The following is a 25,380-nucleotide window of genomic DNA, read 5'->3' as shown; positions in this document are numbered from 1 at the left end:
GTCAGATCAGTCCTTCTGCCAGGGGACCCAGCGCGAGTACGGGAAAGAACGTGAGGGCGGTGACGAGGACGGTGACACCGCTGAGCACCAGCACCGACTGCGGCCGGTGGGTAGGCAGGGTCCCGGCGGTTACCGGCACCTTGTCCTGGGCCGCCAGGGTTCCGGCGAGCGCGAGGACGAAGATGATGGGGAGGAAGCGGCCCAGCAGCATGGCCAGGCCGAGGGCCGTGTTCAGCCACGGAGTGTTGGCGGTCAGGCCGGCGAAGGCCGAACCGTTGTTGTTGGCGGCGGACGTAAACGCGTAGAGAACCTCGCTGAAGCCGTGCTGGCCGTCGTTGAGCATGGAGGTCTCTTCGATTTCCGTGCGGATACCCGGCAGGGCGAAGCTGAGCGAGGTGCCCGCAAGGACCAGGGCGGGCATGGTCAGCACATAGAGGCAGGCCAGTTTGATCTCCCGCGGGCCGATCTTCTTGCCTACGTATTCGGGGGTGCGTCCCACCAGCAGCCCGGACACGAAGGCCGCCACCACGGCCAGGACGAGCATGCCGTATAGCCCGGAACCCACACCGCCGGGGGCGATCTCGCCCAGCATCATGTTCAGCATGGCCATCATGCCGCCCAGCGCCCCAAAACTGTCATGCATGGAGTTCACGGCACCCGTGGAAGTCAGGGTGCTGGTGCTGCCGAACAGCGTGGAGCCGGCAATCCCGAAACGGGTTTCCTTGCCTTCCATGGAACCGGCGGGACCATCCGCGGCGGCGAATTCAAACGCCGTCATCGTGGCCAGGGACAGGACGAAGATGCCTGCCATGGCAGCGAGGATGGCGTACCCCTGGCGCCGGTCCCCAATCATGGTGCCGAACGTGCGGGGCAGTGAGAACGGAATGATGAGCATCAGCAGCACGGAGACCAGGCTGGTGAACGCGTTCGGATTCTCGAAGGGGTGGGCAGAGTTCGCGTTGAAGAAACCGCCGCCGTTGGTGCCCAGCAGCTTGATGGCTTCCTGTGTGGCTACCGGACCGCCCGGTATGGACTGGGTGCCGCCGGCCAGGGTGGCAACCTCCGTAAAACCGTTGAGGTTCTGGATGACCCCGCCCAGCAGCAGGACCAGTGCTCCCAGCGCGGCTCCGGGCAGCAGGACACGGGTCACGGAGCGGGTGAGGTCCACCCAGAAATTGCCGATGGTCTGTGCCCCGCGGCCCGCGAATCCGCGCACCAGGGCAAGGGCCACACAGAGCCCGACGGCGGCGGAAAGGAAGTTCTGTACCGCCAGCCCCGCGGCTTGGACGGCGTAGCCCATGGTTGCTTCCGGAGAGTAGGACTGCCAATTCGTGTTGGTCACGAAGGACACCGCCGTGTTGAAGGCTAGGCCTTCGGGAACGGCGGGCAGTCCCAGCGACGCCGGCAGCAGCGGCTGCATACGCTGCAGCAGATAGAGCGCCAGGACTCCGAGTGCGGAGAACACCAGGACAGACCGCAGGTAGGACTGCCAGGTCTGTCCCGAGCGCGGCGCCACACCCAGCATCCGGTACACGCCCCGCTCGGGCGCGAGGTCCTTGCCCGAGGTGTAGGTGTGTGCCAGATAGTCGCCCAGCGGCCGGTGGACCAGGGCTAGAACCAGCGCGACGGCGAGGAACTGGCCGAGCGCCAGCCAGCCCGCCATTAGAATTTCTCCGGCCGCAGAAGCGCAGCCAGTACGTAGACCGCCGAGCCGGCGGCCAGGATCAGCGCGGCGTAGTCGAAGAAGGTCACAGCTTCTCCACCGCCCGGGCCAGCAGGGTGAGTCCGGCGAAGAACGCCGCCGTTCCTGCGGTTATCAGTACATCCAGCAAGGGGTGCCCCCACAAAATCGTTCTGCTCCCACCGCTTCGGCAGGAGGGCGCTGTGGAGCGCCGAACTCAGTAGAACCCCCTATCCGGACCCCTGGGCGAATCCTCACGCATTCCTAACGCAGGGCGGGCGGACCATAACAAAATCCCTGCGGTTTGCCCTTCGCGGCTTGGATCCGGGGCCGGGCCGTTCCGCCGCGGCGGCCCTGCGCGTAGGGTGCTGGGAACGCAGACCCCTGTGAGAGGAACCCTGCCCGTGTCGATCCTCGCTCCGGTGCTGTCGCTGGCCGGCATCATCGCGTCAGTCATCCTGATTGTGCTGATATTCCGCGGGTCCCGCATTCCGGTGGAGGATGTGGCGCGGCGCAAGCGGGTGAACCGCTGGTTCTGGATCCTGGGAGTCTTCGTAGCCGCCATCTTCTTTTATCTGTCCTTCACCTGACATCCGCCCTCTGCATGGGGGGATCAACCGGGGCAGGAGCGGCGGATACCCTAGAAGAATGGACAAAGGCCAAAATCTCCGCGTTGCCGTCATCGGTGCCGGCCCCCGCGGCGTCTCGGTCCTTGACCGGCTGCTTGCCCGCTACCTGAAAATGCCCGCTGAAGACCGGCCTGCGCTGCAGGTCTGCATGGTTGATCCGTTCAATCCGGGCCCCGGGCACGTTTGGCGCACCAGCCAGTCCCGCCAGTTCCTGATGAACACCCCCTGCCTTTTTCCCACCGTGGTACCGGCCGGCAGGACGGCCACGGAGTTCGCTCCCTCGGCCACGGGTCTTTCGCTGGGCGATTGGGTGCGCCGCATGGCCCGGGAGCCGGCACCGTCGCTAAGTGCCGGAGACCGGGAAGAAATCGCACGGCTCGGTCCTGCCGAGTTCCCCAGCCGCGCCCTGTACGGCCGGTATCTGGAGTGGACCTACGCGCACCTGGTGGACGCCGCAGCCCAGGCCGGCGCCGCCGTCGTGCATTACCGTGCCGAAGCGCTGGCACTGCACCGCCAAGGCACAGGATTCACCGTTGAACTGGCGGGCGAGGACCCGCTGGCCGCGGACGCCGTCGTGCTGGCCGTGGGCCACCTGCCGGCCGCGCTCACACCGGAACAGAACCGGCTGAGCGACGCCGCGTCCCGGCTGGGGCTGCAGTACCTGCCGCCTGCCGTGCCGTCCGACGCGGACTTTTCAGTGCTTCCCTCCGGGGAACCGGTGCTGGTGCGCGGGCTGGGCCTGAACTTTTTCGACATCATGGCGCACGTGACCCTGGGCCGCGGCGGCGTCTTCGTGCCGACCGGGGAACCGGCCGGGCATGCCCTGCGCTACGAACCCTCCGGGCGTGAACCGGTGCTGGTTGCTGCCTCGCGCCGGGGAACCCCGTACCGTGCCAAGGCAAAGCTTGAGAGCTATGTGCCGCGCAGCGTGACGCTTCGCTGGTTTACCGAGGAAACTGCCGGTAGGTTCGCCGCGGAAGGCATCCAGCCCGGTTTCGACCACGACCTCTGGCCGCTGCTCCACCGCGATTCGGTGTGGGCGTATTACTCAACCCTGGCCCGCACCAACCCACAGTGCCTGAATGTCCCGGCCGGTGACTTCCTGGCGGAGCTGGAAACCGCGCTCAGCCTTCCCGGCCCGGAGTGGGACGCGGCCAAGGAAGACGTGCTGGCGCGCTGTGTCCCGCCGGCCCGGCGGACCAGCATGGAAGCGCTGGCACAACCGCTGGGGCGCCGGCCGTTCGCCGGTCCCGAGGACCTGGATGCCGAAATCCTGCGGTACCTGGAGGACGACGCCGCCGGCTCGGCGAAGGGCGAGGACGATCCGCTGAAGATGGCGATCGGTGCGCTGAACGCGGGCCGTTCCGTCCTGAAGGCAGTAGTGGCCGACGGCGGGCTGGCGGAAGAGTCCTGGCTCACGGAGCTGCGGGGCTGGTTTGAACCCCTGGTGGAAGGCCTGGCCTCCGGGCCGCCGCCGGAGCGGATCGAACAGCTCGCCGCCCTGGTCCGTGCCGGGCTGGTCCATTTCGTGGGGCCTGATCCGCGTTTCGACGTCGATGAGGCACGTGCCGTCTTCACCGCGTCCTCACCCTGGGTGACAGGGGAATACGCGGCGTCCACGCTGGTGGAAGCAATGATGCCGCCGAACCGCGTTAATGCCACGCTCTCGCCGCTGCTTGGAGACCTGCTGCACCGCGGTGAAGCACGGCCCAAGGTCATGATGGCCCCCAACGGCACCCCGGTGCTGACTCCCGGGCTGGACGTTTCCCTGCCGCCGTACCGCCCGCTGGATGTGAAGGGCCAGCCTCAGGAGAACCTCTACATTCTTGGCCTGCAGCTGTCCTCGGTTCAGTGGGGAACTGCCATCGCCGCCGAAGCCGGTGCGCCAGCGTCGGCCGGGTCCCGGACCCTGCGCGACGCCGACGACATAGCCGCCGCCATCCTCTCCCGGGGAAACAGCGTCCCCCGGGAGCAGGACAGCGGGGAAAGGGCTAGAACGGGTATTGCCGCGGTTCGTGCTGGAGCGTAAGCGTCTGGTCCTTGGTGAACTCATCAATGGCCCAGCTGCCGTTGAACCGGCCCAGGCCGGAGTTCTTCACCCCGCCGAACGCCACGTGCGGCTCGTCGTGAACCGGCATGTCATTCACGTGGGCCATGCCCACCTGCAGCCGCCGGGCGAACTTCAGGCCGGCCTCGGCTGATTCGGTGAAGACCGCTCCGGAGAGTCCCTGGGGAGTGGCGTTGGCCAGTTCCAGGGCATGCTCTGCGTCGCGGGCGCGCTGGATGCCGGCAAGCGGGCCGAAGATCTCCTCGCGGGCCAGCTCCATCTCCGGGGTGACGCCGGTGAAGACCCACGGGCTGAGCACCTGTCCGTCGGTGCTGCCCTCCAGAACTGCTTTCGCGCCCTCGTCCTTGGCGGTGCTGATTTTCCCTTCCAGGCCTTCGAGCTGCTTGGCGTTGATGATCGGGCCAATCACGGTCTTCGGATCGGTAGGGTCACCGGCAGGCAGGGACCGGACGTGCTGGGTGAACTTCTGCACGAACTCGTCATGGACGGCGTCCTCGACGATGATCCGGTTGATGGCCATGCAGATCTGGCCCTGGTGCAGGAACTTGCCCATCACCGCGGCCCGGACGGCCTGGTCCACGTCCGCATCCGCCAGGACCACAAACGGACCGTTGCCGCCGAGTTCCAGGGCCGTGTGTTTCAGGTGCTCGCCGCTGGCGGCAAGGGCACCAACGTTCTTGCCCACCGCCGTCGAGCCCGTGAAGGAAATGAGGGACGGGACGGGGTGCTCCACGAACGCGTCACCGATTTCCGACCCGGCGCCGGCCACGACGCTCAGCAGGCCGGCCGGCAGCCCGGCGTCCTCGAAGACCTTGCCGATAAGCAGGCCTCCGGTCACCGGGGTATCGCTGGCCGGCTTCAGCACGACGGCGTTGCCCAGTGCCAGGGCAGGTGCCACTGAGCGCTGGGAGAGATGCAGCGGGAAGTTCCACGGGCTAATGACACCGACGACGCCGAGCGGGTCCCGGTAGACGCGGTCCTCTTTGCCTGGAATGTCCGAGTCGAGGATCTGCCCGTGGACCCGGTGCGGGTAGGACGCTGCTTCGCGGGTAATGCCGATCGCGGAATCGATCTCGATGTTGGCCTTCACCACGGTGCTGCCGGATTCGGCTGCGAGCCACGCGGCGATTTCGTCCCGCCGTTCATCCAGGATCTCGGCAGCGCGTTCCAGGACGCGGCGGCGTTCGGCCGGGGGAGCGGCGGCCCACTCGGTTTGGGCATCCCGTGCGCTGTCATAGGCGTCGTTAAGGTCTTCGATGGAGGCCAGCTGCAGGCCGAGGAGATCCTCGCCGGTGAACGGGTTGGTGTCCGGCAGGGTCTTCTCGGAGCGGCCCTGGCGCCATTCTCCGGCGATGAACTGCTTGGCCGGGATCCAGCCGGATGCTGCGGGGTTAGCGGCGGTCATGGGCGCTCTCCTTTGTAAGGGTACGTTTCTGACGATGCCGGGTATAACCAAGCATGCTTACTTCTTGTTCCCGGTTCTGGGGTTTTGGGTGGGAAGCGGTTTCGCTGGAGGTCCGGGCTGCTGGGTCACCGTGGCCGCGGTGGAGAGCAGCGGACTGCCGGGGGTCTGCCCGGACGAAACCTTCGGGGAGATGCGGCTGTTTTGGGGGTGCTTGGCGAAACCTTCGGGGAGTAAACGTCGCTTTGGGTGCGGCTAAGCGACCGTAAGTCACCGAAGGTTCGAGCACCTGACGCCTAAACGACGTTAAACCACCGAGGGTTCCGGTTCAGGCGAGGCGAACTGGATCCCAGAGCTTTCTGCGTTCCAACAACCTCCGAAAGTCCGCGCGGTTTCCCAGCCGTTGTTGCTGCCGGGTCCTATCGTGACCCCACGTGCACCAGAGGAAACGGCGGTCGGGAATCCGTGCGCTTCTGAAGAGCAGGGCCGGTGATAAGCAGCAAAAACAGCTGGGTTTCAAGTAGGCAACGGCTGGAAGCAGGTACTTGCAACCGCAGACTGCCGGTCGGATGTGGGTTAGATTCTGCCCACCGGAACGCCCGTTCCGGCACAGTCTCGTATCCGGGGGAATCGATGATGGAAGCAACGGCTCCAAGCCGCTATGCCAGCGCTGGTCTCGCCGGAACGGAGCGGCAATGAGACTCGCAAAGACAATCGGTCTTGCGTTTTTGTGCTGTGCCGCCGCCACCGTGCTGCTCGCATTCCTCGTGCCGGACGGATCGCCGCTGCTCGGCGTCCCCGGCACCTTGTTCCTCATCTATGTGGTCAGGCTCGTTTATCGCAGAAACGCGGAAACGAGGGGTGAGTGAGCCCGTTTGGCAAACGCGGCGTCCGTGCTGGCGGCCGGGCAGTGAACTGGCGGCGGTTCTGGATGATCACAGCCGTCTGCGTGGCCTTGATGGTGCTGGGGGTCATTCTTCTGCTCGACGGCGGCGACATCAACGACCCGGAATTCATGTGCAGGTTTGGAATGGGCAGGCGTTCGTCGGTCTGTGACCAGCTGTGACCAGCACGCCCATCCGGCAGGCAATCACCAATAAGGAGCGATTCGTGGACATTTTCTGGCCTGGGCTCATAGTCGGAACGCTGATGACAGCCGCCTGCATCTTCGCTTTTCGGAAGCGTGATGCCATCAGTGGCTTTGCCAGCTCCCAGCCCGAATTCTTTTTGGGGGACAAGATGGCGAAGAGGGCTGACACCGGCCCGGAGCGGATGAAGGCAGCCCTCCTGCTGCCGATCCTGGGCGGGATGGTGATGGGAGTGGTACTGGTCATTCTGTCCCTGACGGGGGCGCTGCAACATTCTGTTCCCGGCGGCCCCAACCCCCTGACTCAGGGATCCGATCCGCTTGTGCCCGTTTTCGTGGTGCTGGTGCTGATTGGGCTGGGCTTCGGCGCACTCGGGCTCATCCAGACTTTCGTACGCAGGAACAACCCGCCCACCCGCGCGCAGCAGAGGCGTATCGGGGCGGCAGGATTCGGTTTTATGGTCGCGGCCGGAGTCGTGTTCTATTTCATCACCAAGAGCTAGGGGCTCGGCAGATCCCCGATGAAGCGGAACCCGGACGAAACGGCAGCCGGCCCGCACTCCGGGTCGGAGCACGGGCCGGCTGCACGAGAACCTGGCGAACCTCAAAGCTACGCGGCCGGGATGACCTTCAGCGCCGAGTTCCACTGGTACGCGGGAAGTTCGTCGCTAGCGGAGAGCAGGATGTGCAGGAAGCCCATGTGCTCGAGCTGGCGGGCACGGCGCTGCGGGCCGACGATGACGGGGTTCAGCCCGGCAGCGGAGGCGAACCCGGCCACGGCCTGGATCGCATCGGCGTCGTCCCCGGCGATGAGGACGTCAAGCGGATGTCCGGCAACGGTCCCGTTGGCCAGGGTCGCGGCGAAGGTCGTGTTGAAGGCCTTGACCACCTTTGCGCCGGTCACCTTCTGCAGTTCCTCCGCTGCGGAGCTGTCCGCGGGAACCGACAGCGAATCGAACGTCGCGAAGTCCACGGGGTTGGTGATGTCCACGTACACCTTGCCGTTCAGTGCGTCCACGTACTGTTCCGCGATGGCCCGGGAGGCATCGAAGTAGACCGCCGGGATGACCATGGCGCCGGTGAGCTGATCGCCCAGGACGCCGGGGGTGATGGTGCCGCCCAGTTCCGTGGCAAGGGCTTCGGCCTTGGCCCTGTCCTCGTGGGCCAGGAGCTGGACTGAACGTCCCGCTGCCACTGCGCGGGCAGCCAGTCCGCGGGCCATGTTGCCGGTACCGATGATGGTGAGATCAGTCATTTTCTTCTTCTTTCGAAAGAGGGGGAAACGGAAAGTCACTGGGTTCTTCTCATGTTGGAGGGTGGGTAATCCGGGGAACAAGGCCACCGGAAGGTTGAAGCTTCAACTACTATGACACATCTTTATTGAAGCTTCAATCAACAGTGCAGCCTAGCCACCTAGTGAAATTGCTGTTTTACTAGGTGGCAAAGAACCCATGTGACGTAACCCGTGAGGAAAGCAGCAGGATGGCAGCCAAGGCGGACAGCACCACCCGGACAGTTGAACGAGCCCTGTCCCTGCTCAGCGTCGTGTGCCGCCAGGGCGCTGTCACGCAGTCCGAAGCGGCCAAGGCAGCCGGGCTGTCCACCAGCACGGCGCTGCGGCTCCTCCGCACCCTGGAAGGAACCGACTTCCTGCGGCGGGAGGAGAACGGGACCTACCGTCCCGGCCCGGCGGTCGTGCAGCTAGGCGTCCTCGCCCTCAGCTCGGAATCCCTGATCTCCACTTACCGGGACACCATGGACCGCATCGTGGAGCAAACCGGTGAATCCACTTACCTCAGCATTCCCGCGGCCGGCGGGCACGGCCTGTACATTGCCATCGCAGAAGGCACTCAGTCCGTTCGGCACGCCAACTGGGTGGGACGGCGGTTCGACCTCGAAACCAGCGCCGCCGGCAGGGCGATGCGCGGCGAAGTGAACGGGACCGGGTGCGCCGTGGTGAGCGACGGCGTCGAACCGGACATCACCGCCGTCGCCGTCCCGCTGAGGGCCGGCGGGAAACCCGTGGCAGCGATGAGCGTAGTGGTGCCCAGCTACCGGATCACTCCCGACCGGCTGGAGGGGATCTGCCGGGTCCTCACCGCAGAAACCAATGCAGTCCAAACACACGGCTAACCGACAACGATGACGGAGAACCCCATGAGCCAAACACCAACCCCGCGCACCATCCGCGCCCCGCGCGGCAGCGAACTGAATGCCAGGAGCTGGCAGACCGAAGCGCCCCTGCGGATGCTGATGAACAACCTGGACCCGGAGGTCGCCGAGCGCCCCGAGGACCTGGTGGTCTACGGCGGCACCGGAAAGGCTGCTCGGAACTGGGAGTCCTTCGACGCGATTGTCCGCACCCTGAAAACGCTGGACGACGACGAGACGCTGCTCGTCCAGTCCGGCAAGCCCGTGGGGGTCTTCCGCACCAACGAATGGGCGCCGCGGGTGCTGCTCGCCAACTCGAACCTGGTGGGGGACTGGTCCACGTGGCCCGAGTTCCGCCGCCTGGAAGCCGAAGGCCTGACCATGTACGGGCAAATGACCGCCGGCTCCTGGATCTACATCGGCACGCAGGGCATCCTGCAGGGCACGTATGAGACCTTCGCGGCCATCGCCAACAAGCGGTTTGGCGGCACCCTGGCCGGCACCGCCACCCTGACGGGCGGCTGCGGAGGCATGGGCGGTGCCCAGCCGCTCGCGGTCACGCTCAACGGGGGTGCGGTACTGATTGTCGACGTCGACGAGTCCCGGCTGCGGCGCCGCGCCGGCAAACGCTACCTGGACGACGTCGAAACGGACCTCGAGGCCGCCCTCGCCAAGGTGATGGCGGCCAAGGCCGAGGGACGGGCACTCTCCGTGGGCCTGGTGGGCAACGCCGCAGAGGTCTTCCCTGAACTGCTCCGCCGCCAAAAAGCCGGACAGGACGCGGACTTTGACATCGTCACCGACCAGACCTCGGCCCATGACCCGCTCAGCTACCTGCCGGAAGGAATTGCGGTCGAGGACTGGCATTGCGAAGCGGACGCCGATCCGCAAGGGTTCACCAAGAAGGCGCAGGCTTCCATGGCCCGGCAGGTGGAGGCGATGGTCGGCTTCCAGGACACCGGCGCCGAGGTCTTCGACTACGGCAACTCGATCCGTGACGAGGCACGCTCCGGCGGATACGGCCGCGCCTTCGACTTCCCCGGGTTCGTTCCGGCCTACATCCGGCCGTTGTTCTGCGAGGGAATGGGCCCGTTCCGCTGGGTGGCGCTCTCCGGGGACCCCGCGGACATCGCCGTCACCGACGCTGCGCTGAAGGAACTCTTCCCGGAAAAGGAGCACCTGCACCGCTGGCTGGACGCCGCCGCCGAACACGTGGAGTTCGAGGGCCTTCCCGCCCGGATCTGCTGGCTCGGCTACGGAGAACGAGCGGAGGCCGGACTGCTGTTCAACCGCCTCGTCGCCGAGGGGAAGGTGTCCGCTCCGATCGTCATCGGACGTGACCACCTGGACTCCGGGTCTGTGGCCTCTCCGTACCGTGAAACCGAGGGCATGCGGGACGGATCCGACGCGATAGCTGACTGGCCGCTGCTCAACGCCCTGCTCAACACGTCCTCCGGCGCCACCTGGGTATCCATCCACCACGGAGGCGGCGTGGGAATTGGCCGCTCCCTGCACGCCGGCCAGGTTTCAGTGGCGGACGGGACCGACCTGGCTGCCCGAAAGCTTGAACGCCTGCTCACCAATGATCCAGGGACGGGCGTCATGCGCCACGTTGACGCCGGCTACGGCGAGGCCGAGCAGGTCGCCAAAGAACGCGGCGTCCGCATCCCCATGGCCGATTAAGCACCACCCCGAGGAACATCCCGCAATGAGCACAGTCACCTCCCTTCTCGACGCGATCTCCGGAATCGGCCGCGATCCGGTCCGCGGCGGCTACAGCCGCCCCGTGTTCTCAACTGCCGAGACTGACCTGCGCGCCTGGTTTATAGCGGAGGCGCAGGCCCGCGGTCTCAACGTCGAGACTGACCGCAACGGCATCCTCTGGGCTTGGTGGGGCGAGCCGCAGAAAGGCGCGCTGGTCACCGGCAGCCATCTGGATTCCGTGCCGGGCGGCGGTGCCTTCGACGGACCGCTCGGGATTGCTGCGGCATTGGCCGCCGTCGACGTCCTCAAGGAACGCGGCGTACAGCGCAACCGGTCCCTGGCCATCACTGTCTTCCCCGAGGAAGAAGGCTCCCGCTTCGGCGTGGCCTGCCTGGGCTCACGGCTGCTGACCGGCGCCATCGACGCGGACAAGGCCCGGAACCTGCGGGACGACGGCGGCACCACCTTCGCGGATGCGGCCCGTGCAGCCGGACTGGACCCCGAACACTTTGGCAGGGACGAGGACGCACTCGCCCGGATCGGTGACTTCGTGGAACTGCACGTGGAACAGGGCCGCGGGCTCGGCGAGGACGGCCCATCCGTCGCCGTCGGCAGTTCAATCCTGGGGCACGGCCGCTGGAAACTGACCGTGCACGGCCAGGGCAACCATGCCGGCACCACGCTGATGGAAGACCGCGAAGATCCGATGGTGGCCGCCGCGCAAATCATCACGGCCGTGCAGCAGGCTACGTCAGCCCAGCCCGGGGCGCGTGCCACCGTCGGCCGGATCCACGCTGTTCCGGGCGGCACCAATGTCATTGCATCGCGGGTGGAGCTGTGGCTCGACGCCCGGCATGAGGAGGACGCCGTCACCGCCCAGCTGGTGGAAACCATCCACGGCAAGGCGCAGAAAATCGCCGCCTTCGAAGGCTGCTCCGTGACGCTGGCCCAAGAATCCTTCAGCCCCACCACCACCTTTGACCCGGGACTGCAGCGCCAGCTCCAGCTCGCCCTGCCGCAGGCGCCGGTTCTGACCACCGGTGCCGGCCACGACGCCGGAATCCTGGCCGCACACGTGCCCGCCGGCATGGTGTTCATCCGCAATCCCAGCGGCGTCTCGCATTCCCCGGAGGAATACGTGGAAGACGCCGACGCGGACTACTCCGCCACAGCCCTTGCCGACGTCCTGGAGGGCCTGCTGTGAGGACGGGAGTGTGGTGCGAACACGCCGTCCAGGACGGGCGGGTTGAGACCGGCGTCCGGCTGAGCGTCGACTCCGCGGGCATCGTCGCCGCCGTGGAATCCGGCACCCGGCCGCGGCCGGGGGACCTGGTGCTCAACGGCGTCGTCTTCCCCGCTGCGTCCAACGCCCACTCCCATGCCTTCCACCGGGTGCTGCGCGGCCGCACCCACACCGGAGGGGCGGACAGCTTCTGGTCCTGGCGGCAGGGCATGTACCGGGCCGCGGCTGCCCTGACACCCGAGCTGTACGAGGAGCTGGCCACGGCGGCCTACGCCGAAATGGTCACGGCCGGCTACACCTCTGTCGCCGAGTTCCACTACGTGCACCACCGTCCGGACGGTTCGCCGTATCCCGGGCACGCCATGGAACTGGCCCTGGGCCGCGCTGCCCAGGCTGCGGGAATCCGGCTCACCCTGCTGGATACGTGCTACCTCGCCGGCGGGTTCGGGAAGCCGCTGGCGGAGAACCAGCTCCGCTTCAGTGACGGTTCCGCCGGTGCGTGGCTGGACCGTCTCAAGGACCTGCGGCACACCGTGGAGTCCGAGTTCGATCCGGCGTACGTGACAGTCGGTGCAGCGCTGCACTCGGTCCGGGCAGTCCCCGACGACGCACTGCAGGCCATCGCCTCCGGGCTGGATCCTGACCTGCCCCTGCACGTTCACCTCTCCGAGCAGCCGGCCGAAAACCAGGACTGCCTGGCTGCCACCGGGCTGACTCCCGCGCAGCTGCTTCACCGTTACGGGCTGCTGGGCCCACGCCTGACCGCTGTGCACGCCACGCACCTGACCCCGGAGGACGTCGCGCTGCTCGGGACTGCCGGTGCCACCGTGGCCATGTGTCCCAGCACCGAAGCGGACCTCGCCGACGGAATCGGCCCGGCGGCGGCGCTCGCGGACGCTGGAGCGCGCATTGCGCTCGGCTCGGACCAGCACGCCGTGGTGGACCCGTGGCTGGAGATGCGCGCACTGGAACACGGCGAACGCCTGGCCTCCGGTGTCCGCGGACGGTTCACCCCGGCTGCCCTGCACCGTGCGGCGTCCGACGCCGGTGCTGCCGCCCAGGGACGCCGGGCACCGGGCTTCGCTCCCGGACGGTCCTGCGACCTGATGGCCATGGACCCCGCGACGGCCCGGACTGCGGGAGCCGACCCGGTCCAGCTGGCACTGGCAGCGACCGCCCAGGACGTTACCGCCGTCGTCGTCGGGGGTGTCCTGGCCGCCGAACGCGGCAGGCACCTGCACCTCGGTGACCCCGGGCCGCTGCTGGCCGCCGCTGCCGCGAACCTCGACGCCGCCGCAGCAGTCCCGGCGCCGGGACGGGAGGGGCGGCTGTGACGGGTTCCGTGCTGATCACCAACATCGGCGAACTTTCAACCATGGACCCCGCCCGCGGAACGGAATCCGTGCTGACGCAGGCCGCCGTCCTATTCGAAGGCGAGCGGATCGCCTGGCTGGGGCCGGCCGCCCAGGCTCCCGCAGCAGATGAAGCGCACGACGCCGGCGGGCGGGCGGCGCTGCCCGGCTGGGTGGACTCACACACCCACCTGGTGTTTGCCGGCGACCGCAGTGCCGAGTTCGCCGCCCGCCTGGCCGGCGAGGAATACAGTGCAGGCGGCATTGCCGTGACCATGGAGGCCACCCGGGCTGCCGGGGACTACGACCTCACCCGGCTGCTGCTGGGCCGCCGGGCCGAGGCTGCTGCGGGCGGAACCACCTGGCTCGAAACCAAGACCGGGTACGGGCTGGACGTTGAGCAGGAGACCCGCAGTGCCCGGATCGCTTCCAGCGTGGTGGACGACGTGACCTTCCTGGGCGCACACCTGGTGCCGGACGGCATCGACGCCGAGGACTACACGGACCTGGTCTGCGGCCCGATGCTCGCGGCCGTGCTGCCTTACGTCCGGTGGGCGGACGTATTCTGTGAGCGCGGAGCCTTCACCGAAGACCAGTCCCGCCGGGTCCTGGCTGCGTGCCGGGACGCCGGACTGGGGCTGCGCGTGCACGGGAACCAGCTCGGCCCGGGAGCCGGTGTGCAGCTGGCCGTTGAATTCGGTGCAGCGAGCGTGGACCACGTAAATTATCTTTCGGCGGCCGATGTCCAGTCCCTCGCGGCCAGCTGGGGAAACTGGAACGCCGGCACCGGGACCGGAACGCCGGGAACGGTGGCCACGTGCCTGCCGGCCTGCGATCTCTCCACCCGGCAGCCCCTGGCGCCGGCGCGGGAACTGCTGGATGCCGGCGTCGAAATTGCGCTTGCCTCGAACTGCAACCCGGGCACCTCCTACACCACGTCCATGGCCTTCTGCGTGACAACAGCCGTGCTGCAGATGGGACTCAGCGTTGCCGAGGCCATCCGCGCGGCCACCTACGGCGGTGCCCTGGCGCTGCGCAGGCACACAGGGAACGACGCCGACGGGCAGCGGGCGGTGGGCTCGCTCGCCGTCGGGCACCGGGCGGATCTCCACCTGCTCAACGCGCCGTCCGCCGCCTACCTCGCGTACCGGCCCGGCATGCCGCTGACCAGTGCCGTTTGGCGGGCGGGGGAGCGGGTTCCGGGAATATAGGCGGGCGGCTAACCTCGGGCGGACGCAGGAAAACCCCTGCAGCCTATGGACCTGCTCCGGAGCGGGTCCTACGATACAAGGCACACTGGCCTGCGACGGCGGAGCCCGTGTACGGACTGAACCTCCTGCGGACCCCTAGGCGGCGCGAATGTCTACGTTGAAGTATTCGGCAGACGAAGGAACAACCGTACCGCCGCGCGTGGTGCCCGTTTCGCGCGGCCGCATCGTCGTCGACTGGCTGACCACCACCGACCACAAGAAGATCGGCTACCTGTACCTGATCACGTCCTTCGTCTTCTTCTGCCTGGCCGGGGTCATGGCCCTCATCATCCGGGCCGAGCTCTTCCAGCCCGGACTCGAGATTGTCTCCTCGCGCGAGCAGTACAACCAGCTCTTCACCATGCACGGAACGCTGATGCTGCTGATGTTCGCAACCCCGCTCTTCGCCGGTTTTGCGAACGTCATGATGCCGCTGCAGATTGGCGCTCCGGACGTGGCGTTCCCGCGCCTGAACGCCCTGGCCTACTGGTTCTTCCTCTTCGGCTCCCTCATCGCGATCTCTGGCTTCCTTACCCCGCAGGGAGCGGCGTCCTTCGGCTGGACGGCGTACGCTCCGCTGTCCAACACCACGTTTTCCCCCGGCATAGGCGGAGACCTGTGGGTCTTTGGCCTGGCGCTGTCCGGATTCGGCACCATCCTCGGTTCGGTCAACTTCGTCACCACCATCATCTGCATGCGCGCCCCGGGCATGACCATGTGGCGCATGCCGATCTTCACGTGGAACACGCTGGTCACCGCCATCCTGGTGCTGATGGCGTTCCCGCCGCTGGCAGCGGCGCTCTTTGCCCTCGGAGCAGACCGCCGGTTCGACGCGCACATCTTCGACCCGCAAAACGGCGGTGCCATCCTGTGGCAGCACCTCTTCTGGTTCTTCGGGCATCCTGAGGTCTACATCATCGCGCTGCCGTTCTTCGGCATCATCTCGGAAATCCTGCCGGTGTTCAGCCGCAAACCGATCTTCGGCTACAAGGGCCTGATCTTCGCAACAATCGCGATCGCCGGGCTGTCCATGACTGTGTGGGCGCACCACATGTACGTCACCGGGCAGGTGTTCCTGCCGTTCTTCGCGATCATGACCATGCTCATTGCCGTGCCTACCGGCGTGAAATTCTTCAACTGGATCGGCACCATGTGGCGCGGTTCGATTACCTTCGAGACGCCCATGATGTGGGCCCTCGGATTCCTCATCACGTTCCTGTTCGGCGGGCTGACCGGGATCATCCTGTCCTCGCCGCCGCTGGACTTCCACGTTTCGGACACCTACTTCGTGGTTGCACACTTCCACTACGTGGTCTTCGGCACCGTGGTGTTCGCGATGTTCGGCGGGTTCTACTTCTGGTGGCCCAAGTGGACCGGCAAGATGCTCAACGAACGCCTGGGCAAGATCCACTTCTGGCTCCTGTTCCTCGGCTTCCACCTGACCTTTATGATCCAGCACTGGCTCGGCGTGCTGGGCATGCCGCGGCGCTACGCGGATTACCTGGTGGAGGACAACTTCACGGCAATGAACCAGCTTTCCACCATCGGTTCCCTGATCCTCGGGTTCTCCCTGATCCCGTTCTTCTGGAACGTCTACGTCACCTGGCGGCGCGGGAAGAAAGTGGAAGTGGACGATCCATGGGGCTTCGGCTGCTCCCTCGAGTGGGCAACCTCCTGCCCGCCGCCGCGCCACAACTTCACCTCCCTGCCCCGCATCCGTTCCGAGCGGCCGGCCCTGGACCTGCACCACCCGGAGCTCAAACCGCGGGCCAATGAGAAGACGGACAACCCGGTGGCCAGTGTGCTCGGCGCCGCGGACATGGGTTCGGAGGATCCAAAGAACCCGGATCCCCGGCAGTAGGCGCGACCTGGGTCCGTTGCGAAAACTTGGAACGGGAGGTCAGGGAGCACCAGGAAGGGACTCGCAGGCGATGCCATCCTTGTTGCCGTCCAAACGTGCAACGTCACCGTAATAGGGGTAGTAGTACTCGAACCAGTCCTGTGCTTCCCGCCAGGTCCTGAAATCGGAACAGTTTTTCGAGTCCCCGGGATTCGGCGGGATCTTCGGTCCCGGCGGGGCAGGTGCCGGTGCGGGCACCGGAACGGGTGCCGGTGCGGGCGGCGGAGCGGGCGCCGGCGGCGGGACCAGAACCACAGGAGCCTCACGGTTGCTCGGCGCCTGCTGACCGGGGCAATCGGCGAGCAGATTCGCCATTGAATCGTGCTCCGCCTGTGTCACCCAAAGATCGTAGACCCATTTGATGGAAATCTGACGGGCTACGTATTCGCAGCGGTAGGAACGGTTCGGCGGCAGCCAGGTGGCGGCATCGCCGTCGCCCTTTTGCTGGTTCGTAGGGCCGTCAGTTGCCTGCAGGTTCAGCAGATCATTGGCCAGCCGCCGGCGCTGTTCAAAGCTAAGCTGCTGCGCACCCTTCTGCCAGGCGTCTGAGAGAGCTACGACATGGTCAATCTGAACCTGGGAACTAGTCGTTGTGCCACGGACAAAGTCGATCTGTGTGCCTGTGTACGGATCATCTAGCACCCCGGTTTCAACAGCACAGCCGTTGCCTGACACCCACTGGAGCTGCAGCCTCAGCACATCGTTACGGGTGTCGCAGCCATTGGCGTCCACGTCGTACCACGCGGGCCCGAACTGGTCGCGTGAGTAACCGGTTTTTGGTGCCCTGCCTTTAATGGGGATCTGCGAGAGAACGTGGGCGGCACTCACGCCCGGTACCGGTTGCCGGTTGGGTGGGAGATTGGTGCTGAAACGGAACATGAAGGCGGCCATGGCATCGCGATTGACCGGCTGGAGCGGTCGGTAACTCTTGTCCTCCGCCCAGCCTGTAGATACCCCCACATTCGAGAGCCAGCTCATTTCTGCATAAAACTGCGTGTTCGAGGAGATGTCCCTGAAGGGCGACCGGGCCGGGGCCGCATATGCGGGTTTGTGCGCGAACCTGTACAAGAAAGCCGCCATCGCATCGCGGTTGACCTTTTCCAGAGGCCTGAATGTGTAGTCGCTGTAGCCGGTAGTAATTCCTTCACTGGCTATCCAGGTAATTTCTTTATAGAACTGGGTATGAATTCCAACGTCCCTGAAGGGCGACTGCGCAGGAGGCGTGAATTCGGGTGATCCGGCGAGCCGGTACAGGAAGGCCGCCATGGCATCCCGGTTTACTGGTGCCACCGGGCGGAACGTGCCGTCCGGATAACCCGTGGAGATGCCTTCAGCAGCGAGCCAGTGGATCTCCGAGTAGAACTGCGTTCCGGGGCCTACGTCCCGGAAAGCCGTTCCATTGTTAACAACGACCTCAGTCGAAGCGTGGCCGCTGGCATCACCCGCAAAAGCCTGTGCCGCTGTTTGCAGCCCCAAGGATCCGGCGAGAACTATAGCCATGGCCGAAACAAGGCGGAGTGGCTTCCACGACGGTGTAATCAATTTTCCCCCATTTTAGTAATCCTCGGCAATTATGGGGTTTGGAGGGTTTTCTGTCCATAAGTTTCTGGAGTGCCCGGAGTCCGTGTTAGGGCCGCCCCGCGCGAGTGGGGAACAATGGGGGGCATGAAGATAGCCATACTGGGCGATGTTGGACAGCCGATTTACCACGTTGGCGACGAGGCGATGACCCATGCGGCGGTCGCGGAACTGCGCCGCCGCGGTTTCGAGGACCTGTTGGTGCTGAGCCGGAACCCAGCTGAGTCCCGCCGCGCCTTCGGAACTGATTCGGCGCCCACGCTGCCCTTCCCTTGGCCTCCTGCGGACCGTTCCGATTACCTGGACCGGGTTCTCCGGGCGGCAGACGGCGACAGGTCCGCGCTCCCGGAATCGGACCAGGCTTGGAACTTCGTTGAAACCCTGCGCGGCTGCGGAGCGCTGCTGGTGGCTGGCGGCGGCAACATGAACTCCCTCTATGGCTGGCTCCTCTACGAACGTGCGGCAGCCGTCGCCGTGGCCCGTAAACTGGGCCTCAACGTGGTTGTGTCCGGGCAGACCTTGGGGCCTGACCTTCACGGTCCGGATCGGGACGTTGCCCGGGACCTGATGCAGCAGGCCGGCCTCACCGGGGCGCGCGAAGAACCCTCGCTGCACCTGATGCAGGATGTTGCCGGTAATGAAGCCGGCATTGTCCACTGCCTCGATGATGCGTCCTTCTTCGCATCGGCCTCAGTGGAAGCTGGTGAGCGTGAGGATCCTGCGGTTCCGGACGGCTCCTTCATCGCTGCAACGTTCGGCCCCGCCCATGGTGAAGCGGACCGGGATGCCTACCTGGATGCTCTAGCCGGTGCCCTCGACCGGGTAGCGGAGACCACCGGTTGCAGCGTGGTGTTCCTGCCGCATATGGCAACGCCGCGCACCGCGCTCTTCGGGGAAGAGAAAGCCCCCGGAGCCACAAACTCTGACGTGGACGAGCAGATGCATCAAGACATCGCGGCCCGCATGAAAATGCCCAGCCGCATACTGCCCATCCAAAATGCCGCCCGCACGGCAGCCCTGACCGGCCGTGCTGCCATGGTGCTAACCTCCCGGTACCACCCAGTGGTCTTTGCGCTGGACACCGCGGTGCCGGTGGTCGCGCTCGCTCCGGAAGGTTACAGCGACGTGCGTATCCGCGGAGCGCTTGAGAACTGGGGAGCTGGGAGGCTCGCGCTGACTCTGCCCGCCCTGTTCGATGAGTCCTTCGCCGAGGCAGCGGTGGATGTGTGGAAAAACCGCGACGCCGTAAGCAGCTTTCTGGGCCGCACCAGGCAGGGGCGCAAAGCTGTTTTCGACTCCTGGTGGGACACTCTTGCCGCGGCACTGACCGGACACGAACCAGACAAGCAGGCGGGCCTAGGGACACTCCCGGAAGGCTTCCCGGAGGGGCTGGACAGCGGCTGGCAGCGCCGGGACGCTGCCCACCGCCTCACGTTCCTGCCCCTGGCCTCGGCCCTAGCCCGGCTGCGGATCGAACACGAACACCTATGTGGAAACTACGTCCAGGCCTCCAGCGAACGGGATGATGCCCGGGGAGAACTGCAGGCCTGGAAGAATTCGCGTTCCTTTGCTCTGCTGCGGAAACTGGCCCCGGCACGGCGGATACTAAGAGGTAAGAAATGAAAGAACATACGGTCGGCCCTGCTGAAGTCGCCATCATCACCCGCACCAAGAACCGGCCGGTACTGCTCCGGCGGGCGGTTCAGGATGTCCTGGCCCAAAAATTCTCGAACTGGCACCTAATTATCGTGAATGACGGCGGCGAAGTTGCAGAGGTGGACGCGATCGTTGCCGCTGCCACCGGACTGAACAACCGGGTGACGGTCCTCCACCATGCCAGGAGTTTGGGCATGGAAGCCGCCTCCAACGCCGGTATCGAGTCCAGCGAGTCGGAGTTCCTGAGCATCCACGACGACGATGACACCTGGCATCCGGAGTTCCTGGCGCAGACCGTCGAGTACCTCCGTACCCACGACGACGCCGGCGTGGGCGTCCGGACGGAAATCGTCCTCGAAGAAATCGACGGCAGCCGGATCGAGGAGACAGGCCGGGTTCCCTTCGCCGAGGATGTTTCGTCACTGGTTCTGGGGGATGCGCTGCGCTACAACCGTTGTGTGCCCATCTCACTGCTATACCGGCGGGACGTGCACACCCTAGTAGGCGGTTACGACGAGACACTCAATGCCGTGGGGGACTGGGAGTTCCTGCTGAGGCTGCTCCAACAGCACACCCTCGGCTTCATCGACGGTGAGCCTCTGGCGTTCTGGCACCACCGCCACGGAGCACAGGGTACTGAGGGCAACAGTGTCCTGACCGGCAAGGAGGAACATCAGCGGTTCGACAAGCTGGTGCGGGACCGTTATCTGCAGGATTACGTCAAGCAGCACGGGCTTGGAGGGGTGCTGTTCCTCGCAGGTGAGGGCAAGGCGCAGGCCGACCACCTCCACCAGCGGCTCAACTACTCCGAGGAACTTCTGCATGAACTCCGGGAACGGGCCATCCGGTCGGAGGAACGGATGACAGCGCTGGAGAACTCAATCAGCGACGCCAGTTTGGTCAGTCTCCTGCGGCGCCGATACCGTCGGCTGAAGGGTCGGCTGGGCCGGTCGGCCGGTAGCTGACTCCTGCCCCCGAAACCGTCGAACTAAAAGCGGCGCCGCCCGGACCCGAAGGTCCGGACGGCGCCGCTCCGTTATCGCCTAGCCGGTGTGCACTAGCCGCGGCTGAGGGTGCAGACCAGGTATCGGGCGTAGTCCACCGCGTACTTCAGCCAGCCCCGGACGTCCCACCAGTTCTTCGGCGGGACGGGACGGACGCAGGTGGGCTGTTCCGGTGCGGGATCAACGGTGACCGGTATGTTCACCGTGGTGCCGGAGGGATCCGCGGTCAGCACCAGGGCACCGGGGCCGGACGCCGACGCCGGAATGGCGGCGGTGACGCTGGCGGCACCGGCCGTTACCGGAACGGATCCCAGCGCGACGGCGGTTCCACCGGCCGGGACCCAGCTGACGGCCAGCGTGGTGTTAGCCGGGCTGCCCAGCGAGGTCAGGTCCAGCTTGTCTACCGTGAGAGTGACACTGGAACCGGCCTGCGCGGTGGCGGGAGCACCCTTGACGATGACACCTTGGCGGGCGAAATCGGGGGAGACCGGGCTGCTCGCCTGCAGGTAGCTGATCCACGCATCGCGGTCGATCAGTCCGGAGTCACGGGTGTCCGTTCCCTGCGCAAAGGTGGAGAAGTTATCTCCGCCCTGGGCCAGGAAGCTGAACGTACCTACCCGGTAGGCCCGGTTGGGATCGAGCGCTTCACCGTTGACGGTGACCGACTGGATGCGGGAGCCGCGCGGCTGGTCCGGATCGTAGGTGTAGGTCACGTTGTCGGAAAGTCCCAGTGCCAGGAAGGTCCGGGAACTTCCGTCCGGCTGCCACTGTTCCTCCAGCACCGACTTCAGCTGCGCGCCGGTGAGGGTGGTGGTCCACAGGTTGTTCACGAACGGCAATACTGCGTTGGCTTCGGCGTAGGTGATCACGCCGTCCTCACCGTAGTACAGCTCGGCGCGGAGTCCGCCCGGATTGACGACGCCGATCTCGGCACCGCCGCGCTCGGGAGAACCGAGGGATGAGAGCAGCGAATCGGCCACCAGGTTGCCCAGGGTAGATTCGTTGCCGCGGTCATCGCGGGAAGTCCCGGCGAACGCCGTGGTGATGTCTGCAGTCACAGAGCCGATGGGCTGGTTGCCCACTTCGGCAGCGAACGCCAGGGCGGCGTCGACAATCCGCTGAACCTCGGCGACTGCCGGGTAGGCAGCTACCAGATCCGCCGCCGGCGTGGTGGTACGCGCCACGTTGCCTGCGGTGTAGGAGAGGACCTCGTCCGTTTCGGCGTTGTACTGCAGCTCTATCTGTCCGATGAACTCGCCGTAGGAACCGGTCTGGACTACGGGACGGGTCTTGCCGTCCACACCCGGAACCGGGGCATCCCACGCATACTGCTTGTGCGTGTGGCCGGTGTAGATGGCGTCGACCAGCGCACTGGTTTCCGTCGCGATCTCCGCGAAGGCACCGCCGCCGGCGATCTCCTCCTCAAGTGTGGCGCCGTCGGGCGTTCCCGATCCGGCGCCCTCGTGATACTCGGCGATAATGACGTCTGCCAGGTCTTCTGCATCCAGGCGTTCGGCGACCCGGTTGACGGCTTCCACCGGATCCCCGAACTCGAGGGTGGCAATGCCGCCCGGGGAAACCAGGGTTCCGGTCTCCTCGGTCACTGCTCCAATCACGGCCACCCGAACGCCGTTCACGTTCAGGATCGTGTACTCCGGCAGTGCCGGGGTGGTGGTGCCCTTGAGGTACACGTTGGCGCCCAGGTAATCGAACTGCGCGGCAGGAACCACCCGGTCGGTGAGGTCCGCGAAGCCGCCGTCAAACTCGTGGTTGCCCACTGCGGAGGCCCGCAGGCCGAGTGCATTCAGGACGTCGATGGTGGGCTGGTCCTGTTGCACCGAGGAGGCGAACAGGGATGCGCCGATGTTGTCGCCGGCGGAGAGGAACAGTGAGCTGCCCTCAGGTGCGGCGGCCTTGAGCTGCTCGACGGTTCCGGCGAAGTTGACGGTGTTGGCGTCAATCCGGCCGTGGAAGTCGTTGATGTTGAGCAGGTTCAGGTCGGTGACTTCGGCTTCGGCCGGGGTCAGGTCCATGCCGACGAGAATCGGATCGTGGTCCGAGGAGCGGTAGGGATCCGCTGCGTAGTAATCCGTGGCGTTGTAGTTGTACCGGCTGTATTCGAAAGCGATCGACTCAACCGAGTTGATGTTCCAAATATCGGTTCCCGTGACATCCTCAGCCGCGGCAGGCGAGGCCAGGACGTGGTCCAGGGAGCCAACCAGACCGCTGAAGGCGTAGGAGTGCTTTCCGGTCGCCTTGCCCAGGTTCACGTAGCCCGCTTCGGCGAAGACCTGCATGGGGTCTTCCGCGGCGTAGGAGTTGAAGTCGCCGAGCAGGAAGACCCGCTCGGTTCCGGCGTCCTGCGCCACGGTGTCCGCGAAGGCGGCCACGGCCTGTGCCTGGCGGACGCGGTCGGCATTCCAGCCACCCTGTCCGTTGTCTGCGTTCTCTCCGCTGGACGGTGCCGAGCCCTTGGACTTGAAGTGGTTGGCGATTGCCACGAAGCTCTCGCTGTCTTCTCCGCCGGCCGGCTTGAAGGCCTGGGCCAGGGGTTCGCGGGCGTTGGAGAACACGCTCTCATCGTTCAGGATGACTGAATCGCCCACGGGTTCGGCGGTGGCGGTCCGGTAGATGAACGCAGTGCGGATTACGTCTTCGTCGTCCGGCAGGGCTGCGGGGGAGCGGACGTAGTCCCAGGTGCCCGGTGCGGCCGCGTTCAATGCCTCCGTGAGGTGGGCTAGGGCGGTGTCCCGGTCCTGTCCCAGTTCAGCGGAGTTCTCGATTTCCATGAGGCCAACGACGTCGGCGCCCAGGGCATTGATCGCGGCAACGATCTTCGCCTGCTGGCGCCCAAGGTTCGCATCATTGGCCGCGCCGCGTGCATCGCAGCCGCCGCGGACGGTCACTGGAGCGCCGGAGCGGTCGTTGTAGTAGGTGCAGCCGGAGAGATCGCTGCCGGTGGTGCTGAAGTAGTTCAGCACGTTGAAGGCGGCGAGCTTCAGGTTGCCGCCTACGCTCTGCGGAGCAGCGGTGCGGGTGTTCTCGAACGACGCCGGCTGGACCGTCTCCGCGTTGGCGGGAGTCAGCTCGGTCAGCGGCTGGAACCGCCAGGCACTGTTCCGGTAGTCCAGGATCACGTTGGTGGTGAAGGTAGCCGAGGATCCGATGCGCACCGGGTCGGTGGACGTCAGGTACGGAAGCGGCTTGGCCTGGTTGGCGGCCGAGAGGAAGTTCGTTGTAGCGCCGTCGTCGAGTTTTACGGCCTTCGCCGCATTGTTGGCGACAACTGCCGCGTGCTCCGGCGTTCCCACCGGCGCGACGGCGGTGGGCTGCACGAGCGTCTCACCGCCGGCGGCCAGGCCGATTTCCGCGTACTGGTTCAGGGTGTAGTTGTCCGTGACGGTGAACTCGCCCTGCGGAGCCAGCAGCATGCCTTCAAGGGTTTCCCGCTCGGCGTCGGTGGCCGGCCAGGCAACAGCGGCCGGTTTGACCTCTTCCGCCGGTTCGCTGAGCTTGGTCATGGCGCCGGCAGGAACGGTCAGCTGCGTCAGGCCAAAGTACTCGCCGACGGTTCCGGTGACCTCAACGTAGTCGCCGATTGCAACCTGGCCGGCAGTGGCCGAGGAGAAGACGAAGACCGCGTCGGAAGCAGTGTGTGTTGCCGGGTCCAGTTCGCCGCCGGTGCCGGGGGTCTGGATGTAGTAGCCGCTGAAGCCGCCGGTGGGATAGGCGGCGGTGACCTTGCCGCGGGTGGTGACGGTCTGGCCAACGAGCGGGCTGGCGTCGCCGGTGCCCTGGATCTCCGCGATGGGACGCACCCCGGCCGGAGGATCAGTGGGCTCCGGATCGGTCGGTTCGGGATCGGTGGGCTCCGGATCCGGGACGGTTCCGGTTCCGGACGTGTTCGTCGGAGTGACGGAGGCGCTGAGCGTGAAGTCCGAGGCGTTGTTGTTGGTGTCCGCGTATTCGGTGCGGTTCAGGGACTTCGGATCGGAGTTGCTGGCCGGGGCGGCGGCCGCAGCGGTCTCGAAGGTATTGGAGGTGCCGTAGCCAAGCAGGTCCACCACGCCGGGCTGGTCCGTCACGGAGCCGGTGGGCAGCGGATTCACGGCTCCGGGCTGGTTCGCCAGGACAATGGTTCCGGCGGATCCGGAGAAGCTGGCGCCGATGGTGGCGTCGGGTGCCGGCAGGGCAACACCGTTGGTGCCGTTGCTGGCGCCCTGGACCAGGTAGTGGCCGCCGGCCGGAATGTTCCCGGAGAGCCGGGCGATTCCGGTGGGTGCACCGGTGCTGCCTGCGGCCCGGTACTGAAGGGACCAGCCCTCCAGGCTGACCGCGGCGCTGGTCGGGTTGTAAAGTTCCACGAATTTGTTGGTGAACGGAGCGTTGGCGCTTCCGCCGTTCAGATAGGCCTCGTTGATAACGACGCCGGAAGGTAATTCCTCCGCGTGGGCGGGCAGCGCCGCCAGCGGTCCGGCCAGCAGGCCGGCAGACAGAGCTGTGCCCAGCACTGCCTTCCATCGGGTAAATCTCATGCCTCATTGCTCCTTTGGGGAACGGATGCCGGTGTGGGGGCACGCGGTAGTGGCCCTGGTAGATCGGCAAGGGGTGCGGTGAACTCCTTCTGGATACCACCCCGGGGTGACAGGCATGTGAATTCGACCCCTTTGGTGCC

At 66.0% G+C, this 25,380-nt stretch carries 19 protein-coding genes; 13 read left to right on the top strand and 6 right to left on the bottom strand.

Going from position 1 to position 25,380, the window contains the following annotated elements; all coding sequences use genetic code 11:
- Position 1 precedes the first annotated feature (1 nt).
- Both kdpA and GD628_RS16545 read right to left on the bottom strand, forming a co-directional pair.
- Positions 2–1,663 (bottom strand): potassium-transporting ATPase subunit KdpA, encoded by a 1,662-nt coding sequence (gene kdpA, locus GD628_RS13060; RefSeq protein WP_152275016.1) that lies wholly within the window; start codon positions 1,661–1,663, stop codon positions 2–4.
- On the bottom strand, positions 1,663–1,752 hold the full coding sequence (locus GD628_RS16545; RefSeq protein WP_176697658.1) for a potassium-transporting ATPase subunit F: 90 nt from the start codon (positions 1,750–1,752) through the stop codon (positions 1,663–1,665). Before GD628_RS16545 ends, kdpA begins: the two co-directional genes overlap by 1 nt.
- Before the next feature lie 333 nt (positions 1,753–2,085).
- Here GD628_RS16545 and GD628_RS13050 point away from each other — a divergent pair, with 333 nt between their 5' ends.
- Both GD628_RS13050 and GD628_RS13045 read left to right on the top strand, forming a co-directional pair.
- Complete coding sequence (locus GD628_RS13050) at positions 2,086–2,271, top strand: hypothetical protein (RefSeq protein WP_152275014.1); 186 nt, start codon at positions 2,086–2,088, stop codon at positions 2,269–2,271.
- A gap of 58 nt (positions 2,272–2,329) precedes the next feature.
- Positions 2,330–4,339, top strand: a complete 2,010-nt coding sequence (locus GD628_RS13045) for an FAD/NAD(P)-binding protein (protein WP_152275013.1) — start codon at positions 2,330–2,332, stop codon at positions 4,337–4,339.
- Here GD628_RS13045 and GD628_RS13040 read toward each other — a convergent pair.
- Complete coding sequence (locus tag GD628_RS13040; protein WP_152275012.1) at positions 4,302–5,783, bottom strand: aldehyde dehydrogenase family protein; 1,482 nt, start codon at positions 5,781–5,783, stop codon at positions 4,302–4,304. The two genes, GD628_RS13045 and GD628_RS13040, sit on opposite strands and share 38 nt — an antisense overlap.
- Before the next feature lie 692 nt (positions 5,784–6,475).
- Between GD628_RS13040 and GD628_RS16540 the strand changes: the two genes are divergently transcribed.
- From GD628_RS16540 to GD628_RS13030, 3 genes are read left to right on the top strand one after another with little or no spacing between them, the layout of a single operon-like run.
- Positions 6,476–6,649: a hypothetical protein gene (locus GD628_RS16540; protein ID WP_176697657.1), complete on the top strand. Its 174-nt coding sequence runs from the start codon at positions 6,476–6,478 to the stop codon at positions 6,647–6,649.
- Positions 6,646–6,846, top strand: coding sequence for a hypothetical protein (locus tag GD628_RS13035; protein ID WP_091608157.1), 201 nt, complete (start codon positions 6,646–6,648; stop codon positions 6,844–6,846). The genes GD628_RS16540 and GD628_RS13035 overlap by 4 nt, the downstream gene beginning before the upstream one ends.
- 44 nt (positions 6,847–6,890) lie before the next feature.
- Entirely contained in the window at positions 6,891–7,370 is a 480-nt protein-coding gene (locus tag GD628_RS13030) for a hypothetical protein (RefSeq protein WP_193313277.1), read from the top strand.
- 107 nt (positions 7,371–7,477) lie between these two features.
- On the opposite strand, the gene GD628_RS13025 is transcribed toward GD628_RS13030, so the two are convergent.
- Positions 7,478–8,122: an NADPH-dependent F420 reductase gene (locus GD628_RS13025; RefSeq protein ID WP_152275010.1), complete on the bottom strand. Its 645-nt coding sequence runs from the start codon at positions 8,120–8,122 to the stop codon at positions 7,478–7,480.
- A gap of 227 nt (positions 8,123–8,349) precedes the next feature.
- Here GD628_RS13025 and GD628_RS13020 point away from each other — a divergent pair, with 227 nt between their 5' ends.
- The 6 genes from GD628_RS13020 (at position 8,350) to ctaD (ending at position 16,428) form a co-directional block, all read left to right on the top strand.
- Complete coding sequence (locus GD628_RS13020) at positions 8,350–9,000, top strand: IclR family transcriptional regulator (RefSeq protein ID WP_152275009.1); 651 nt, start codon at positions 8,350–8,352, stop codon at positions 8,998–9,000.
- A 24-nt stretch (positions 9,001–9,024) separates the two neighbouring features.
- Complete coding sequence (gene hutU / locus GD628_RS13015; RefSeq protein ID WP_152275008.1) at positions 9,025–10,701, top strand: urocanate hydratase; 1,677 nt, start codon at positions 9,025–9,027, stop codon at positions 10,699–10,701.
- Between the two features lie 25 nt (positions 10,702–10,726).
- The gene (locus tag GD628_RS13010) at positions 10,727–11,926 is read left to right on the top strand and encodes an allantoate amidohydrolase (protein WP_152275007.1); all 1,200 of its coding nucleotides are present in this window, start codon (positions 10,727–10,729) and stop codon (positions 11,924–11,926) included.
- Positions 11,923–13,299 (top strand): formimidoylglutamate deiminase, encoded by a 1,377-nt coding sequence (locus GD628_RS13005; protein ID WP_226802548.1) that lies wholly within the window; start codon positions 11,923–11,925, stop codon positions 13,297–13,299. Before GD628_RS13010 ends, GD628_RS13005 begins: the two co-directional genes overlap by 4 nt.
- Before the next feature lie 41 nt (positions 13,300–13,340).
- Complete coding sequence (locus GD628_RS13000; RefSeq protein ID WP_152275149.1) at positions 13,341–14,528, top strand: amidohydrolase family protein; 1,188 nt, start codon at positions 13,341–13,343, stop codon at positions 14,526–14,528.
- Positions 14,529–14,676: 148 nt separating this feature from the next.
- Positions 14,677–16,428: an aa3-type cytochrome oxidase subunit I gene (gene ctaD, locus GD628_RS12995; protein WP_152275006.1), complete on the top strand. Its 1,752-nt coding sequence runs from the start codon at positions 14,677–14,679 to the stop codon at positions 16,426–16,428.
- A gap of 39 nt (positions 16,429–16,467) precedes the next feature.
- Here the strand turns inward: ctaD and GD628_RS12990 are convergent, their stop codons facing one another.
- Entirely contained in the window at positions 16,468–17,943 is a 1,476-nt protein-coding gene (locus GD628_RS12990) for an S-layer homology domain-containing protein (protein ID WP_193313276.1), read from the bottom strand.
- A gap of 189 nt (positions 17,944–18,132) precedes the next feature.
- On the opposite strand from GD628_RS12990, the gene GD628_RS12985 reads away from it, so the two are divergent.
- Together GD628_RS12985 and GD628_RS12980 are read left to right on the top strand one after the other, a co-directional pair.
- The gene (locus GD628_RS12985) at positions 18,133–19,668 is read left to right on the top strand and encodes a polysaccharide pyruvyl transferase family protein (RefSeq protein WP_193313275.1); all 1,536 of its coding nucleotides are present in this window, start codon (positions 18,133–18,135) and stop codon (positions 19,666–19,668) included.
- Positions 19,665–20,666, top strand: coding sequence for a glycosyltransferase family 2 protein (locus tag GD628_RS12980; RefSeq protein ID WP_091608131.1), 1,002 nt, complete (start codon positions 19,665–19,667; stop codon positions 20,664–20,666). The genes GD628_RS12985 and GD628_RS12980 overlap by 4 nt, the downstream gene beginning before the upstream one ends.
- 92 nt (positions 20,667–20,758) lie before the next feature.
- Here GD628_RS12980 and GD628_RS12975 read toward each other — a convergent pair whose 3' ends face one another.
- On the bottom strand, positions 20,759–25,240 hold the full coding sequence (locus GD628_RS12975) for an ExeM/NucH family extracellular endonuclease (protein ID WP_152275003.1): 4,482 nt from the start codon (positions 25,238–25,240) through the stop codon (positions 20,759–20,761).
- Positions 25,241–25,380: the final 140 nt, after the last annotated feature.

This window comes from Arthrobacter koreensis, from assembly GCF_009193255.1.
In the GTDB taxonomy this organism is placed as follows: Bacteria; Actinomycetota; Actinomycetes; order Actinomycetales; family Micrococcaceae; genus Arthrobacter_B; species Arthrobacter_B koreensis.
This window is presented reverse-complemented; position numbering and strand designations above follow the sequence as displayed.